The organism is Lignipirellula cremea, assembly GCF_056501455.1.
Map to the genome: position 1 here is coordinate 4,138,713 of NZ_CM151415.1, position 17,427 is coordinate 4,156,139.

The window sequence follows — 17,427 nt, forward strand, 5'->3', positions numbered from 1 at the left end:
TTCCGAAGCGACCGCGGTGAGCGTTGCATTCAACGTAAGCCCGGGATGTAAGTTCTCTCCTTCGGGTGGCGCTGGCTCTGCCAGTGTCGAAGCGTGGAGAAGGCGTCCATGGGCGTCAGTCCCGACCAGAGGCAACACTGGCAGAGCCAGTGCCACCCGAAGGAGAAAGGAGAGTTCGATAGCATTCTTCACCGCACGAACTGGAACTCCTTCGAATTCAGCAGCGCCCAGAGGACGTCCTCCCAAGCCTGCCGCTGATCGGTGTAGGAGGCGACCTGGTCGCGGACGAACTGCGCTTCTTCCGAGGTCGGTTCGCGACTGAGCGCCGCGACGTAAAGCTCGCGGATCTTGACGTCGACTTCGCGATCGGTCTCCTGTGACAGACGGAGCGCGCGGCCCTCGCCGTTCTGCAAGCGACCCTGCACGTCGCTGGAATTCAGTAGGTGCAGCGACTGAGAAAGATTCGCCTCGGCGATGCGCTCGCACTCGCAGGCGCTCTCGGCTTCGGGCTTGCCGAAGACCTGGAAGAAGTAGTTGTCGAAACCGTTGTCGGGCAGCGCCACGGCGCGCGTTCCTCGCGGGATGGCGCCGCCGAAGTTCGCCTCCGCTTCGGCGGTTTGATTGATCGCGTCGTACAGGACTTCCGCCGACAGCCGCCGGGGATAGAAGCTGGAGAAGTTCTGCTTGTCGTTGGCGTTCGCCTCGGTCGGCTGGCTGGCGAGTTGATAGGCGTTCGACTTGGCGAGCAGCCGCACGAGCTGCTTCAGGTCGTAACCGCTCTCGACGAAGCTCTTCGCCAGCGCGTCGAGCAGCGCCGGATTCGACGGCGGATTGGTGACGCGAAGATCGTCCTCCGGGTCGACGATCCCGCGTCCGAAGAACCGCTTCCAGTAGCGATTGACCAGCGCCTTGGCGAAGTAGGGATTCTCCTTTGCCGCCATCCAGTCGACCAGTTCGTGCCGGGCGTCCTCGTAGGGAGCGACATCCAGCGGTGCGGCGCCGAGTCCCGCCGGGGGCAGTTTCTCTCCGCTTCGGGGATCGGTCGACTGCGGCGCGACGGACTTCACGAAGACGGCGTCCCGCATATTGGCCTGCGGATTGAACTTGCTCGACTTCATCTCCACCTGCGTGAAGAATGCCTCGAACGCATAGTAGTCCCGCTGGCTCCACTGCTCGAACGGATGGTGGTGGCACTTCGCGCAGGCCAGCCGCATGCCGAGGAAGAGCTGCGCCGTGTCTTCGAGCTGCGCGGTCGTCGTGCTGACCTCGCGATACCAGGCGACCGGCGGATGCGTCTCCGGATCGCCGGTCGCGGTCAGGACGCTTCGCACGAACTGATCGTAGGGGACGTTCTCCTGCAGCGACCGGCGGATCCAGGCGTGGAAGCGGTAGGTGTAAGGAACGTCGTTGCCGTTGCGGCGCTTGTTGCGCAGCACCGCGGACCAGAGATTCGCGAAGGCCTCCGCGTACTCGGGACTGTCGACCAGACGATCGACCAGCCGGTCGCGCTTGGCCGGATCGGCGTCGGCGAGGAAGGCCTCCGTCTCCTGAACGGTCGGGAGCCGGCCCGCGATGTCGATCGTGACTCGGCGGACGAAGGTGGCGTCGTCGCAGACGGGAGATGGAGGAATCCCCAGCTCGACGAGCTTCGCGAAGACATGCTCGTCGACGAGGTTCTTCGCGGGGGGAAGATTCGCGACCGGGAGCCCCTGCGGGATCATCGCACGGAAGACGTTGACCTGGTCCTGGAAGCGAACCATCACCGCGACGTCGCCTGGCATATCCGCCGTCGCGACGCGTCCCGAATTCGCGGCAGTCGCCATCTCGGCATGGTTCGGTTCGTACTGCGCGAGCTGCGTCACGTCGCGCACGGAACCGTCGCTGTAATGGGCCAGCACGGAGATCTGCTGCTGCGACGCGAAGTTCATCGTGCGCGTCTCGGGCAGTGATTCGATTCGCGCGAGCTTCGGGTCGGCGTCGCTGCCGTAGGGCATGCCCTGTTCGATCCAGCGCGCGATCAGGTTCCATTCGTACGAGCCGGGAACCAGACGCTGACCGCCGCCGTGCGGGATGCGGTTGGTGGGCTTCGCCAGGAGCAGGCTCTGTTCGGGATCGCCGGGAAAGATCCGTCGGCCGCGGTCCTCATGGACGAGGTACTCGTAGTCGTCTTCGGGATAGAAGCCGAGAAGCGAAAGCTTGAAGCCGTTCTGACCGTCGGCCTTGCCGTGGCATCCGCCGGCGTTGCAGCCGAGCTTGGTGAAGACGGGAACGATCTCGTCCTCGAAGTTGATCGGCGGATCTTCGCCGCACTTTTCGACCTGGATCGCCGTGGTCGTCGCTTTGCCGTCAGCGGTCTTGGCCAGGACGGTGGAGGACCCGTCGGCAAGGGGCGTGACGACTCCAGCCGGACTGACGGAGATGATGTCCGCCCGGTCGACGGAGTAGGTCACGTCATGCGTCAGGTCGTGACGCTGTCCCGACGAATAAATGCCCGTGACGAGCAGTTGCCGCCGGGCGTTCTTGCCGCGGAGCGTCGTCGCGGGGGAGGCCTCGAACTCCAGCCGGACCAGATCCCCCTTCGGACCGACCCCCGGAAACTCCGCGGCCATGAGCCTGCCGGGACTCGCGGTCGCAGCCAGCCCGGTCGCGAGGGCGAGACAGGTCGCCGCGATCGACTTGCGGAGGAGGGCGTTCATGATCAGCTTCCTGAGAAGAGAGAGAATCGACTCCGCGATCTCATGCGTTCGAACGGACCTGCATGCGGCTTCACTTCGGGACGGCGACGATGCGCGCCACGCCGTCTCCGCACGAAAGCAACAGCGCGTCGCCGTCGTCGTCGTACGCGACGTAGTTGCCGATGCTTCCGACGCGCTGCTGGACGAGCGGCGTAGGCGAGCCCGGGTTCCAGATCTTCAGCGAGCCCGCGTAGCCGTAGGAGGCGAGCTGCGCTCCGTCGGGACGATACGCGAGGCCGTGGATGTAGTCGTCATGGCCTTCCAGGACGGCGCTCTCGGTTCCGGCGAGGATGTCGAGCAGCCGGACCTTGCGATCGGCGCCGGCAGCGGCGACGGTCTGGCCGTTCGGGTGGATGGCGACGGCGTAAGTCGTCGCGTCGTACTTCGCGAGTTGCTTGAGCTGTCGACCGCCGACGATATCCCACAACCGCAGCGTTCCGTCGGCCCCGGAAGAGACCGCGAAGGTCTCCTCCAAGTTGAGCGCGATCGCATGCACCGCGCCCTCGTGGCCGTTCATCTGGAAGCGTTGCTGTCCCGTGGTCGCGTCCCACACCCGGACCGTCTGATCGGCGCTGCACGAGACGACGGTGCGTCCCGCCTTGCCGATCGCGACGCCGTAGACGGAGCCGCCATGATTGAACTGCCGGACGGGCACGGGCGACGCGTAGGCCCACTGGGCCAGGCGACCATCTTCGAGGGCCGTCCAGACGGACCGGTTCCCGGGATCGAAACCCACCTCGCGCACGGCCGCGCCGACGTCGAATGTCTGGTGAAGCGTCAGTTCCTGCTGGGCCTGACCCGGCATCGAGGGGCCGAAGATGCGGATCTGTTTGGCGGCGTCGGCGACGACCAGCTTCAGATTGTCCGCGCTCCAGCCGATCGAGACGACGGCGGCGCCGATCTCCAGCGTCGCGAGTTTTTCGCCGTTGCCAGGGTTCACGACGAATAGCTTGCCGGCCTCGGTTCCGATCGCCAGACGCTGACTGTCGTTCCGCGCCGCGAGCGTCGTCGCCTTCAGGCCGTCGAGTTCGTACGTGCGGATGAGCGTTCGATTCTCCAGATCGGTCAGCAGCGCCGTCCCGTCATCGCCGACCGTCGCCGCCTGAGGGCCGCCGTTGAGCAGGGCCAGGCTAAGGACGGCGCCCGGATGGACCTTCATCGCGCGTACGATCGACGGCTTCTCGAATCGAAGCGCTCCGTCGGCAGTCGTCGCGAGCAGCGCCTGACTTTCGGGAACGTACGTGACGCCGACGAGCGGCGAAGCGACCTTGGCGAACGTCTGCAGCAGGTCGCCGGTCGCGAGATCGAAGACGCGAACCGCGCCGTCGTCGCAGGCGGCGAAAGCTCGCAGGTTATCCGGAGAAATCGACAGGTCGACGAGCTTCGTCGGCAGATCGATCGCCGCCGCGACGGCGCCGTCCGCCATGGTGCGGACGGAGAGCTTGCCGTCTGCGTTTCGAGCGACGAAGCGCTGGTTATCGGGCGAAACGGCGAAGACGCCGGAGTCGTCGAGGTTGGCGGTCGTGCTGACGATCTCGCCGTCGGTCAGTCGCAGTTGCCGAACGCTGCCGTCCGCGGCGGAAGCGAACAGGTGTTGCTGATCGGCGGAGAAGGCGACCTTCCGCGCGGCCTGCTCCGAGAGCTTCCAGAGTCGCAGGAGCGAGCGTTTCAGTACAGCCGCGTCGTTCCCGCTTCCGCTGACGACGAGCTGGGTTCCGTCGGTCCCGACGAAGCCGAGCCGCGTGACCGGGAAGGGAGCGACGACGATCTCGCGGACGAGCGGCGTCTCGGCAGACTCGGTCGCGTCGACGATCCGGACGCGGTCCGTTCCGTCCGCGAGAGCCAGTTCCTTTCCATCCGTAGAGAAGGCCGCATCGACCGCGCCCTTACCGAGCGCGAACTGCGCCACCGCCGCGCCTGCGGCGTCGAACAGCTTCGCCCCGCCGGCGTCGTCGATGACAGCGATACGAGCGAAATCGCGCGACGCGGCGAGCGTCACGATCGCGCCGCCTGGTCCCGCCAGATCGGCGCCTGCCGTCGTACCGTCGGCCTTCAGTCGCTGAACGCTCTTGCGATCCGGCGACGTGACCAGGAATCCTTGATCCGCAGGAAGACCTAGAGCCACGCGGGGAGGTCCCGGCGCCGCGGGTTGCGACCAGAGGGGTTCGATCGCCGGTTCGCCCTCCTTCGGCTTCTCGGGCGGAAGGGGAAGCTTCCAGCCGCGGATCGCGCCCGACTCGCCGATGCTGAGCGCCGTCGATCCGTCGCCGGAGAGCGCCGCGGCGATCACGGGTCCGTCGGTCGTCATGACGACGCCTTCGGCAGCGCCCGACGCGCCGTTCCAGATCCGGACCTCGCCCGCCGCGTCGCCGGTGATGAGCGTCCCTGCGTCGGCTCGCACGGCGACCGATCGCAGTGCGGCCTGCGGAACGGCCAGTTGTCGCAGCGCCCCGCCGGCTGCGTTCCACTGCCGCGTCGTGAGATCGTCCGATACGGTCGCGATCCAGTCGCCCGCGGGAGCGATCGCCAGTGAGCGAACCGCCGCCGTGTGACCCTTGGCTTCGACCCAGCCGGGCAGCGCCGCAGGAAGCGTCCAGAGTCTGACCGTGCCGTCGTCGCCTGCGGTCGCGAATCGGGCGTTATCGGCATGCACCGCCGCATCGCGCACGGCGCCCGAGTGTCCCAGGGCGAGCGCCCGCGGCTGGGCATCGGCAGTCAGAAAGCCTGCCAGTTCTCCACCTTCCATGCCGATCGCGAGCCACGTTCCGTTCGGCGCCGCCGCGATCGCCGTGACGGCAGCGGCCTGCTTGGGCAACTCTCGAACGAGCTCGCCCATGTCCGTTCCGACGATCCGCGCGGAACCGTCGGGCGATCCGACGACGACCGCCTTCTGTCCCGGAAGGGGGACGGCTCGCGAGACGGACGCGACTCCTGCCGTTACCGTTCGCGGAGGCACAGGAACGAGCTGCCAGATCCGGAGCGTGCCGTCGGAGCCCGCGGTCACCAGCCGCTGATCGTTCGCGCGAAAGCGAAGGGAGGTGACGCCGCTTTCATGGGCCAGGAACTCTGCCTGGCGTTCGTCCAGGTAGGGGCTCCCGATCGAGACGCTGCCCGCTTCGTCGGCGACGGCGAAGAAGGCGCCGTCGTTCCGCATCGCGACAGAGGTTCCCGGCGCGGCGTGCGGGGGAAGTTCCTTCGCGACGGGATCGGTCGCTGCGGCGGTCGCGCCGAGCGGCAGTTCGTACCGCCGGAGGGCGCCTGCCCGATCGACGCCGACGGCGAACGATCCGTCCGGGCCCATCGCGAAGGAGGCGACCGCCGCCTCGCCGATCTTGATCTGACGCAGCGGCTTCGACAGGGGGAGGTCCCACAGCCGGACCGTATTGTCCTGCGCCCCGCTGACGAGCGTCCGACCGTCGGCGCTCACGGCCAGGCAATAGACAGGGCCCGTATGCTGATCGAAAACGCGGATTTCCTTGCCGGTCGCCGCCTCCCAGACCCGCAGCGTATGGTCGGCGCCAGCCGTGACAGCGAGTTCGCCGCCGGGCGCGAAAACCCCCATCATCACGGGACCATGATGGCCCGTCAGCGTTCGCGGCTGATCGAACGACTGGCCGTGCAGCGACGCCGCGAGAGCCGCCGTCGCGAGGGTCGCGATCGTCAGCGATCGACGCGCGGCGACTCGACTGTCGCCCTGACGGCATGGAGCCATCGCGCTTCCCAGCGTCATTGCGCTACCCGGCCATGGAGAAGGAGGGTACGCCGAGGCCGCCTTAGCGGACTTCGACGTTGCGGGGGGAAGGAACGCGGAGGAACGGCAGAGGAGTCAGCGCCGCTCCCGGAGGAACGCTTATCAAACAGCTCTTTACTCGCCCTGGCAACAGTTTTTTATGCGTTTCGCCAAGATTGCAAAGCGGGCGGTCTGCGCCATGGGGCCCGGATAACGGATATGGCCGCTCCGCTATCCCTCGTTACGGCGATCTGATCGAATGGCGGAAGTACAACGCTCGGCGGAGCTGACCGGCTCCAGTCCTCGCCCGGTTTTCAGGATTCGATCGGTCGCCGCTCGGCTACAATCGGCTGACAGATCGAATCGTTCGTCGCGATTTCGATCGTTTCGTGTCGTCGCCCGCCTGATTCCCGCCCCCCCCTCGCTGCGTCCGAAGAGGTTCCTTTATGCGCGGAGCGTTCCGGGCTTTCGTCAGTTTGGGGTTCTGGTTCGGCCTGTCGCTGAGCGTCGCCCCGTTGACGGTCCACGCCGAGGATCCGGAGAAAGCGAGCTTCGACCGGCAGATTCGCCCGATCCTTTCGGATCGCTGCTACGCCTGTCACGGCCCGGACGAGGCGGCGCGGAAGGGCGCGTTGCGGCTGGACGTGAAGGAGAGCGCGTTCGGCGCGGGCGAATCGGGAGCGACCGCCATCGTGCCGGGCGATCCGGCGGGAAGCGAACTGATCGCGCGCATCCGCTCGGAAGATGAATCGCTCAGGATGCCGCCCGCGGAGGCGCATAAGCCGCTGACGCCCGAGGAAGTCGAACTGCTCACCCGCTGGATCGCGGAAGGCGCCTCGTGGTCGGAGCACTGGGCCTTCGAACCGCCGACGCGACCCGAGGTTCCTGCGGCGGACGGCGACGCCTGGGTTCGCGGCCCGATCGACGCGTTCGTTCTCGCCCCGCTGAAGAAGAACGGCATCGCCCCGCAGCAGGAGGCTGATAGGGCGATCCTTCTGCGCCGCGTGACGTTCGACCTGACCGGTCTTCCTCCGACGCGCGAAGAGGTCGCGGCGTTCCTGGCCGATCAGTCGCCCGACGCGTACGAGAAGGTCGTCGACCGGTTGCTGGGATCGAAGGCGTACGCGGAGCACATGACGCGGTTTTGGCTCGACGCGGCGCGGTACGGCGATACGCACGGCCTGCATCTGGATAACTATCGCGAGATGTGGCTCTATCGCGACTGGGTCATCGACGCCTTCGACAGCAACATGCCGTACGACCGCTTCGTGACCGAGCAGCTCGCGGGCGACCTCCTTCCCGATCCGACGGAGGACCAGCTGGTCGCCACCGGATTCAACCGCTGCCACGTCACGACAGGGGAAGGCGGATCGATCACGGAAGAAGTCGAGATGCGAAACGTCGTCGACCGGGTCTTCACGACCGGAACGGTCTTCATGGGCCTGACGATGGACTGCACGCGGTGCCACGACCACAAGTACGACCCGCTGACGCAGAAGGATTACTACTCGTTCTACGCGTTCTTCAATAATCTGGACGGCAGCCCGCTCGACGGCAACGTCAAGGATCACGCGCCGACGATCGCGGTTCTGACCGAGTCGCAGAAGGCGGAGAAGCAGGCCGCCGAGACGCAGCTAGCCGAACTGCGCACTCGGATCGGCGCCGAGGTCGCGAAGATCGCGTACGCGGAACCCGCCAGCAAGGAACCGCTTCCGCCGCCCGAGCCGAAGGAGTTCGTCTGGATCGACGACGTCGCTCCCGAAGGCGACCAGCAGGGCTGGACCTTCGTCAGCGCGCCGCAGCCGGTCTTCAGCGGGGAGAAGTCGCACACCCGCAAAGCGACGGGCCTTTCGCAGCATCTCGTGCAGAACGCGAAGACGCCGCTGAAGATCGCCGAGGGGGACGTCTTCTTCACCTACGTTTACCTCGACCCTGCCAACCCGCCCAAGGAGATCATGCTCCAGTTCAACGACGGGAGCTGGGAGCACCGGGCCTTCTGGGGCGAGAACGTCATCCCCTGGGGCGCTGACGGACAGCCGAGCCGTTTCGCGAAGGGAACGCTGCCGAAGCTGGGCGAATGGGTGCGCCTGGAAGTTACTGCCGCGGAGGTGGGGCTCGCTCCCGGCGCCGCGGTCAACGGCTGGGCCTTCACGCAGCACGACGGCACGACCTACTGGGACAAAGCCGGCATCGTCTCCAAGGCCGATCAAAACAAGTCCTATGCCTCGTTCGCCGAATGGCTGACCGACAAGCGTGCGGACAAGGGGGCAGGGCTCTCGGCTGAGTTGCAGGCGCTCGTCGCGAAGCCCGAGGCGGAGCTCTCCGCCGAAGAACGCGCGAAGGCACAGGGCCACTTCTTGGAGCGGGTCTGGGTCGACAGCCGCGCGACGTTCGATCCGCTGCATGAGCAGGTCGCGGCGCTGGAAGAAAAGCTGAAGGGAATCGCGACTGCGGCACCTACCACGTTGATCTTCAAAGAGAAGGGTTCCCCGTCGACGGCGCGGATCTTCGATCGCGGCGAGTACGACAAACCGAAGGACGAGGTGCAGCGCGCGGTGCCCGCCTTCCTGCCGCCGCTACCCGAGGGAGCGCCGCTGAATCGGCTGGGCGTGGCGCAGTGGCTCGTCCATCCTTCGCATCCGCTGACGGCCCGCGTGGCGGTCAATCGCTTCTGGCAGCAGTTCTTTGGAATGGGCCTCGTCGAGACGTCGGAAGACTTCGGCTCGCAGGGTTCGCCGCCGTCGCATCCGGAACTGCTCGACTGGCTGGCGGTCGACTTCCGCGAAAGCGGCTGGAACGTCAAGGCGCTGCTCAAGCGGATCGTCATGTCGTCGACCTATCGGCAATCGTCGAAGGCGACGGTCGAAGCGTACGAGCAGGATCCGAAGAATCGGAACCTCGCCCGCGGGCCGCGGTTCCGTCTGGATGCGGAGTCTCTGCGGGATCAGGCGCTCTCGCTGGCCGGGCTGCTGCATGACGAGGTCGGCGGACCGAGCGTGAAGCCGCCGCAACCGGAACTCTGGTCCGCGGTCGGCTTCGTCGGTTCGAACACGATGACCTTCAAGCCGGACGAAGGCCACGAAAAGGTTCACCGCCGAACCCTCTATACGTTCCTGAAGCGGACGGCGCCCGCTCCGCAGTTGCAGACGATCGACGCCCCGTCGCGGGAGCAGTGCAACCTCCGTCGCGAGCGAACGAACACGCCGCTGCAAGCGCTGCTGTTGCTCAACGACCCGCAGTACTTCGAGGCCGCGCGAGCGCTGGCCGGTCGCACGCTGACGGAGGGCGGCGAAGGCGACGAGGCTCGTGCGAAGTGGCTGCTGGAAACGTCGCTGGCCCGGGCGGCGTCGGCGGAAGAAGTCGCCGAGGTCGTCCGCTTCGTCGACGCCCAGCGGGAAGACTTCAAGGCCAAGCCTGACGATGCGAAGCCCGTCGCCGAGTACGGCGGCGCAGTGATTCCCGACGGACACGAAGCGCCCGACGTCGCCGCCTGGACGCTCGCGGCCAACCTGATCCTGAACCTGGACGAAGTGTTGTCCAAGAACTGAGTTCGCGAAGCGACCTCTCCTGTAGGGTGGGTCATTGACCCACCTGATCCGCTGTAACGGTTGCAAAGAGGCGGTGGGTCAATGACCCACCCTACGAGTAAGGAACGGACCGTGACCATGGATCCCATTCAAGAGCGTCTGACGCATCTTACGCGGCGGCATCTGTTCAAGACCGCGGGAGCGGGACTGGGCGCGGCGGCGCTGTCGTCGCTAATGATGCAGGAGGCGCCGCTCTTCGGGAACGAGAGCGCTCCCCCTTCGAAGCCGGCGGTCGGCGGGATTCCGGAGCTGCCGCACTTCGCTCCTAAGGCGAAGCGTGCGATCTACCTGTTCATGGCGGGCGCCCCGACGCAGATCGACATGTTCGATCACAAGCCGAAGCTGGTCGACCTGTTCGATCAGGATCTGCCCGAATCGATCCGCAACGGTCAGCGCCTCACCACGATGACCAGCGGCCAGGCCCGCTTCCCGCTGGCGCCGTCGAAGTTCAAGTTCCAGCAGTACGGCTCGAACGGCCTGCACGTCAGCGAACTGCTGCCGCACACGGGGAAGATGATCGACGACCTGGCCGTCGTGAGGTCGGTTCATACCGAGGCGATCAACCACGATCCGGCGATCACGTACATCTGCACCGGCAATCAGCTTCCCGGCCGCGCGAGTCTCGGGGCCTGGCTCGGCTACGGACTGGGGAGTCTGAACGAGGATTTGCCGACGTTCGTCGTGATGACGCCGACCTGGTCCGCGAAGAAGGATCCGCAAGCGCTCTACAACCGCCTGTGGGGCGCAGGCTTCCTCCCCAGCAAGCATCAGGGCGTCGCGCTTCGCAGGACGGGGGAGCCCGTTCTCTACCTGAACGATCCGCAGGGCGTCGATCGCGACGATCGGCGACGGATGCTCGACGCGCTCGGCAAGCTGAACGGCCAGGCGGCGGAAACGTACGGCGATCCCGAGACGCGCGCTCGCATCGCCCAGTACGAGATGGCGTTCCGCATGCAGGCCTCGGTTCCCGACCTGCTCGACATCTCGAACGAGCCGCAGCACGTGCTCGACCTGTACGGACCCGAGGTCACCACGCCCGGGACGTTCGCGTACAGTTGCCTGATGGCCCGGCGGATGGCGGAGCGCGACGTCCGGTTCGTGCAGATCTTCCACCGCGGCTGGGATATGCATTCCGACATCGCGGGCGAGCTTCCCGCGAACTGCCGCGACATCGATCAGCCGAGCTACGGCCTGATCCAGGACCTGAAGCAGCGCGGGCTGCTCGACGATACGCTTGTCGCCTGGAGCGGCGAGTTCGGTCGCACGACCTACTGCCAGGGCGCGCTGACCAAGGAGAACTACGGTCGCGACCACCATCCGCGGTGCTTCACCGCGTGGCTGGCCGGCGGCGGCATCAAGCCGGGCGTCGTCCACGGCGAAACGGACGACTTCTCCTACAACGTCGCGAAGGACCCGGTCCATATCGCCGATCTGAACGCCACGATCCTGCATTGCCTTGGGATCGACCACCGGCGCCTGAGCTTCCGCTACCAGGGCCTCGACGTGCGGCTGACCGGCGTGGAGGAACGCCATCCGGTGAAGGAAATCCTGCTGTAGCCCCTCGGTCGCGTGCAGAGCCATTCTTTGGCGAGCGGAGGGGGCAAACCCTCCGTGTCCTTTCGTCGCGACACGACCGGCTGGGCGGCGCTGCGGGGGCCGATTCCCGCTCCGGAGGCGGCTTTTCGCCGATCGCAGCCGCGCAAACCCTCCTGAACGGCCGCTCGCTCGACGCTTCCGCATCGACTTTTCCTTGAGCGTCGGGGCCGGTAGCGGGTAGAATCGAGGAGTCGTCGCGCGGAGACGCTGCGGCGATCCCCGCCCCTGTCGCTCCTCGTCTGCGTCGAAACGTTCCCTCCGCTCCGAGAACCGTCATGCGACGTGCTCGTTCCGCTCGCTTCGTAGCTGCGTTCGCGCTTGCCTCCCTCGTCATTTCGACGGCGGCGTTCGCGAACGAACCGGAGAAGCTGCGCTTCAATCGCGACGTTCGTCCGATTCTGGTGCAGACCTGCTTCACCTGCCACGGGCCCGACAGCGCCTCGCGGAAGGCTGACCTGCGGATGGATCAGCGGGAAGGCGCGGTCGCCTCCGGCGCGCTCATGCCGGGTGAACCCGATTTGAGCGAAGCGATCCGCCGCGTCTTCTCCGACGATCCTGAAGAGGTCATGCCGCCGCCCGCGATCCACAAGGATCTGACGGCGGAGCAGAAGGAGACCCTGAAACGCTGGGTCGCCGAAGGCGCCGAGTACGAACCTCACTGGTCGTTCATCGCCCCGGTAAAGGCGCCGCTGCCCCAGGTTTCGAATCCCGCCTGGTCGCAGAACCCGATCGACCGGTTCGTGCTCGCGCGGCTCGAATCGCTGGGCCTTCAGCCTAACGACGAAGCCGACCGCCGCACGCTCGCCCGTAAGGTGAGCTACGACCTGACCGGTCTTCCGCCCGAACCCGCGGTCGTCGAAGCCTTCGTCGCCGATCAGGCCGAAGGCGCTTACGAACGGCTGGTCGATACGCTGCTGGAGTCGCAGGACTGGGGCGAGCACCGGGCGCACTACTGGCTCGACGCGGCCCGCTACGGCGACACGCACGGCATCCATTTCGATAACTACCGCGAGATGTGGAGCTATCGCGAGTGGGTCGTCCGCGCCTACAACGCGAACCAGCCCTATGACCAGTTCCTGATCGAGCAGCTCGCCGGCGATCTGCTGGAGAACCCCACGCTCGATCAGAAGATCGCGTCGGGCTTCAATCGCTGCAACATCACGACCAACGAAGGGGGCGTGATTCAGGAGGAGTACAAGGTCCTGTACGCTCGCGACCGGACCGAGACGACGTCGCGGGTCTTCATGGGACTGACCGCGGGCTGCGCGGTCTGTCACGACCATAAGTTCGACCCGCTGTCGCAGAAGGAGTTCTACGAACTCTCCGCCTTTTTCGACAACACGACGCAGCCCGTGATGGACGGCAACGTTCGCAATACGCCGCCGATCATCGTGGTGCCGCTGACCGAAGATCGCGAACGTTACGCACAGATCGAAGGGGAACTCGCCGGCGCGATCGCCGCGCGCGACGCATTCAAGAACGAGCGCCGCAGCGAGTTCGACGGCTGGCTGACCGCGGGCGATCGCCAACTGGGCGATGCGCCGGAGTGGCTCGCGGCGCTGAAGCCCGAACTGTCGATGGACCTGGACGCCAGCGATCCGACGCGGCTGGTCTTCAAGCGAGGCGACGCGACGATCGACGCCTCCACGACGTCGGCCTATCTCTTCACCGAAGGGCCCGCAGGTTCGCGAGCCCTGAAGACGTCGCCCGACTACGACGTCGCACTGCCTGCGGTCGGCGACTTCGAAAAGGAGCAGTCGTTCTCTTACGGGGCCTGGGTGAAGCTGCCTCCCAACGCGGGGGGCGCCATCTTCTCCCGCATGGACGAAGCCTCCGCCTATCGCGGCTGGGACCTGTGGGTCGAAGGCGGAAAGGTCGGCGCCCATATCATCAGCGCCTGGCCCGACAACGCGATCAAGGTCGTCTCCCAGCAGCCGATCAAGGCGAACGAGTGGGTCCATGTCGCCGTCTCCTACGACGGTTCCGGCAAGGCCGCGGGGGTGAAGGTCTTCGTCGACGGCAAGCCGCAGCCGGCGAGCGTGGCGAGCGATTCGCTCAACGGTTCGATCAAGACGCCGATCGCGTGGAGTCTCGGTCGACGGACGCCGGGTCAGCGACTGGAAGGGCTGGAGATTCGCGGCGCCTTCGTCTATCCGGTCGCGCTCGATCCGTCGCAGGCGCTCGATCTGCGCACCCGCGAGACGGCGGCCCGCCTGCTCGCGAAGGCGCCGGAGTCGCTGACCGATGCGGAGAAGAACGAACTCTACGAGTGGCATCTGCAATACCGCACGCCGGAATGGCGCGATCTAGTCGCGAAGGTCTCCTCGATCGAAGGGGAAAAGAAGGCGATCGAGGACCGCGGCACGATCGCGCACGTCATGCAGGAAAAGGCGACGCCCGCGATGGCGTTCGTCCTGAACCGGGGCGAATACGACCAGAAGAAGGAAGAGGTGAAGCCTGGCACGCCCGCGATGCTGCCGCCGATCGACGAGGCGCTGCCCCGGAATCGGCTGGGTCTCGCGAAGTGGCTGATCGAGCCCGATCATCCGCTGGCCGCGCGCGTGGCGGTCAACCGTTACTGGCAGGAGGTCTTCGGCGTCGGCCTGGTCCGAACGTCCGAGGACTTCGGCATCTCGGGCGAACTGCCGGCGAATCAGGAACTGCTCGACTGGCTGGCGGTCGAGTTCCGCGAGTCGGGCTGGGACGTGAAGAAACTCTTCCGCCTGATGCTGACGTCGCAGGCCTATCGCCAGTCGGCCCGCGTCACGCCGGAGAAGCTCGCCGCCGATCCGGAAAACCGCTATCTCTCGCGCGGACCCCGCTTCCGGATGGATGCCGAGATGATCCGCGATACGGCGCTCGCCGCGAGCGGACTGCTGGTCAAGAAGATCGGCGGACCGAGCGTTCGCCCCTACCAGCCGATCGGTATCTGGGAAGCGGTCGCTATGCCGGGCAGCGACACGCGCAACTACGTCGTCGGAACGGGCGAAGATCTTTATCGCCGGAGCGTCTACACGTTCCTCAAGCGGGCCGCTCCGCCGGCGTCGCTGGAACTCTTCAACGCCACCGCACGCGAAGTCTGTACGGTCCGCCGCGAACGGACGAACACGCCGATCCAGGCGCTCGTCACGCTGAACGATCCGCAGTTCGTGGAGGCCGCCCGGTGCCTCGCCGAGAAGGCGATCCAGGAAGGGGGACCCGCGTTCGAAGATCGCGTGCAGTTCGCGGCGACGCGGCTGATCAGTCGCCCCTTCGACGAGCGTGAACTGGCGATCGTCCGCGGCTCGCTCGACGAGTTGCAGGCGCATTACGCGGCCGCGCCGGAGCAGGCGGAGAAGCTCCTCGCCACCGGAGCCAAGCCGCGCGACGCTTCGATCCCCGCAGCCGAGCACGCCGCGTGGACCATGCTGATGAATCAGATCATGAACCTTGACGAAGTCCTGAATCAGTAGGGCGCCTGCCGTTCGCTGTCGACCGATTACGACTCCCCACGCGCATCCGAGCGCGAAGCAGAGATAGAAGCATGCATCCTCTCAACGAATGGGTTCGCAACGAATCCCGCCGCCAGTTCCTGGGGCGGGGCGTCAACGCGGTCGGCTGGGCCGCGATGGCCTCCCTGATGGGTAAGGCCGCGCTGGGGCATGAGTCGTCGGCCGCTCCGGCGGAGTTCCGCGGCGCCGTTCCGACGCACTACGCCCCCAAGGCGAAGAACGTCATCTATCTGCACATGGTCGGCGGACCGCCGCAGATGGACATGTTCGACTACAAGCCCGTGATGGGCGACTGGTTCGACAAGGACCTGCCCGAATCGATCCGGCAGGGGCAGCGTCTGACGACGATGACCTCGGGTCAGGCGCGGTTCCCCATCGCTCCGTCGAAGTTCAAGTTCGCCCAGCACGGCAAGTCGGGCATGTGGGTTTCGGAGTTGCTTCCGAACCTGGCGTCGACGGTCGACGATCTCTGCTTCGTCCGGAGCATGCAGACCGAGGCGATCAATCACGAGCCGGCTATCTCGTACATCCAGACCGGCAACCAGATCACGGGGCGCCCCTGCCTGGGTTCGTGGGCGTCATACGGTCTCGGTTCGCTGAACGAGGATCTGCCGACGTTCGTCGTGCTGGTGGCGGAGCCTTCGAACACCGAACAGATTCAGGCGATCTCCGCCCGACTCTGGTCGTCGGGTTATCTTCCCGGCGAACACGCGGGCGTCACGTTCCGTTCAAAGGGCGACCCGATCCTGTTCATCAACGACCCGGACGGCGTTCCCCGCGAAGTGCGGCGGACGACGCTCGACGGGCTCAACGCGCTGAACGAACTGACGTACGAGCGGCTGGGCGACCCCGAGACGCGGACGCGGATTCAGCAGTACGAACTGGCCTATCGCATGCAGGCGAGCGTGCCGAGCGTCGTCGATCTGTCGACGGAACCTGCCGACACGTTCGAACTCTACGGCGAGAACGCGAAGAAGCCCGGCACGTTCGCCAACACGGCGCTCATGTCGCGTCGGCTGGTCGAGAACGGCGTCCGGTTCGTGCAGATCTATCTCAACAACTGGGACACTCACTCTAACGTCGCCGGTCGCCTGCCCAGCCAGTGCGCCGACATCGATCGTCCCTGCTACGGCCTGATCCAGGATCTGAAGCGCCGCGGCATGCTGGATGACACCCTGGTCATCTGGGGCGGCGAGTTCGGAAGGACGATCTACTCGCAGGGGCAGCTCTCGAAGGAGAACTACGGCCGCGACCACCATCCTCGATGTTTCACGATGTGGATGGCGGGCGGCGGCGTGAACGCGGGGCACATTCACGGCGAGACGGACGACTTTTCCTACAACGTGGTCAAGGATCCGGTTCACATCCGCGACTTCCACGCGACGATCCTGAAGCTGATGGGCTACGAGCACGAACGCTTCACTTTCTCGAGCCAGGGTCTCGATCAGAAGCTGACCGGCGTCGAGCCGGCGCATGTGATCGACACGCTGATCGCGTAAGAAAGCGCATGAGTTCCCTCGAAAACGATCTCGTCGGCTCTCCGTCCGCGGTCAATGACGTCGGCGCCCGGCGCCCCGACGATCCGTCGCTGGCCGCATCGCGGAAGCGGCTGAACGTCGTGCTGCACCAGCCGGAAATCGCGCCGAACGTCGGCGCGGTCGGTCGGACCTGCGTCGCGCTCGACGCGCGGCTCTGGCTGGTTCGACCGTGGGGCTTTCAGATCGCGGAGAAGCGCCTCCGTCGCGCGGGGCTCGATTACTGGCCGAAGCTCGACTGGGTAGACGCCGCTGCCTGGGAAGAGACCGAGGCGGCTCTGGGCGCCGCGCGACTCTGGTTCTTCACCAAGACCGCGACGCAGACCCTTTACGACGTTTCGTTCGAGGCTGGCGATTCGCTCGTGTTCGGCAGCGAGAGCCGCGGTCTGCCTCCGTCGATGCTCGAACGCTTCTCGGACCGACTCGTGCGGATCCCGATTTCGCCGAACGTCCGCTCGCTCAATCTTTCGTGCGCGGTGGCCGTCGCCGGGTACGAGGCGCTGCGGCAGATCGATTTCGCGGCTTCGCGGTCAGTCTAGACGCCTTCGCTAGCTGCCTTTCCACGGCGAACTCGGCTCGCCTGACCTGTCGGCACCTCGGAGGGCGCTAGCATCGTTAAATCCAGCCAGAGCCGGAACTTCCTTCCCTTACGACGGAGGCTCGGGCTTTACGCGATGGATCGGCGGTCGCTATAATCTTTTCGGAATCCGGGCGCCGTCGACCGATGCATTTGGCAGACGTCTCCGCCCGAAT

At 66.1% G+C, this 17,427-nt stretch carries 7 protein-coding genes; 5 read left to right on the forward strand and 2 right to left on the reverse strand.

From position 1 onward, the window contains the following. Positions 1-188: 188 nt before the first annotated feature. The gene (locus SH602x_RS16270) at positions 189-2,696 is read right to left on the reverse strand and encodes a DUF1549 domain-containing protein (RefSeq protein WP_479473310.1); all 2,508 of its coding nucleotides are present in this window, start codon (positions 2,694-2,696) and stop codon (positions 189-191) included. A gap of 70 nt (positions 2,697-2,766) precedes the next feature. Then, on the reverse strand, positions 2,767-6,447 hold the full coding sequence (locus SH602x_RS16275) for a WD40 repeat domain-containing protein (protein WP_479473311.1): 3,681 nt from the start codon (positions 6,445-6,447) through the stop codon (positions 2,767-2,769). Positions 6,448-6,911: 464 nt separating this feature from the next. Between SH602x_RS16275 and SH602x_RS16280 the strand changes: the two genes are divergently transcribed. The 5 genes from SH602x_RS16280 to SH602x_RS16300 all read left to right on the forward strand — a co-directional run bounded on the left by SH602x_RS16280 (position 6,912) and on the right by SH602x_RS16300 (position 17,213). Continuing rightward, positions 6,912-10,013 carry a PSD1 and planctomycete cytochrome C domain-containing protein gene (locus SH602x_RS16280; RefSeq protein ID WP_479473312.1) on the forward strand — a complete coding sequence of 1,034 codons (3,102 nt, stop codon included), beginning with the start codon at positions 6,912-6,914 and terminating at the stop codon, positions 10,011-10,013. Between the two features lie 117 nt (positions 10,014-10,130). Continuing rightward, positions 10,131-11,609: a DUF1501 domain-containing protein gene (locus tag SH602x_RS16285; protein WP_479473313.1), complete on the forward strand. Its 1,479-nt coding sequence runs from the start codon at positions 10,131-10,133 to the stop codon at positions 11,607-11,609. 314 nt (positions 11,610-11,923) lie between these two features. Next, a complete protein-coding gene (locus SH602x_RS16290) occupies positions 11,924-15,100 on the forward strand; it encodes a DUF1553 domain-containing protein (protein ID WP_479473314.1) in 3,177 nt (1,058 codons plus the stop codon). A gap of 71 nt (positions 15,101-15,171) precedes the next feature. Beyond that, entirely contained in the window at positions 15,172-16,638 is a 1,467-nt protein-coding gene (locus SH602x_RS16295; RefSeq protein WP_479473315.1) for a DUF1501 domain-containing protein, read from the forward strand. Positions 16,639-16,646: 8 nt separating this feature from the next. After that, positions 16,647-17,213: a tRNA (cytidine(34)-2'-O)-methyltransferase gene (locus SH602x_RS16300; RefSeq protein ID WP_479473316.1), complete on the forward strand. Its 567-nt coding sequence runs from the start codon at positions 16,647-16,649 to the stop codon at positions 17,211-17,213. Positions 17,214-17,427 lie beyond the last annotated feature (214 nt).

Coding starts and splice junctions, on each gene's coding strand:
- SH602x_RS16285 (WP_479473313.1), top strand. CDS start 10,131: ATGGATCCCATTCAAGAGCGTCTGACGCATCTTACGCGGCGGCATCTG.
- SH602x_RS16290 (WP_479473314.1), top strand. CDS start 11,924: ATGCGACGTGCTCGTTCCGCTCGCTTCGTAGCTGCGTTCGCGCTTGCC.
- SH602x_RS16295 (WP_479473315.1), top strand. CDS start 15,172: ATGCATCCTCTCAACGAATGGGTTCGCAACGAATCCCGCCGCCAGTTC.
- SH602x_RS16270 (WP_479473310.1), bottom strand. CDS start 2,696: ATGAACGCCCTCCTCCGCAAGTCGATCGCGGCGACCTGTCTCGCCCTC.
- SH602x_RS16280 (WP_479473312.1), top strand. CDS start 6,912: ATGCGCGGAGCGTTCCGGGCTTTCGTCAGTTTGGGGTTCTGGTTCGGC.
- SH602x_RS16275 (WP_479473311.1), bottom strand. CDS start 6,447: ATGGCTCCATGCCGTCAGGGCGACAGTCGAGTCGCCGCGCGTCGATCG.
- SH602x_RS16300 (WP_479473316.1), top strand. CDS start 16,647: ATGAGTTCCCTCGAAAACGATCTCGTCGGCTCTCCGTCCGCGGTCAAT.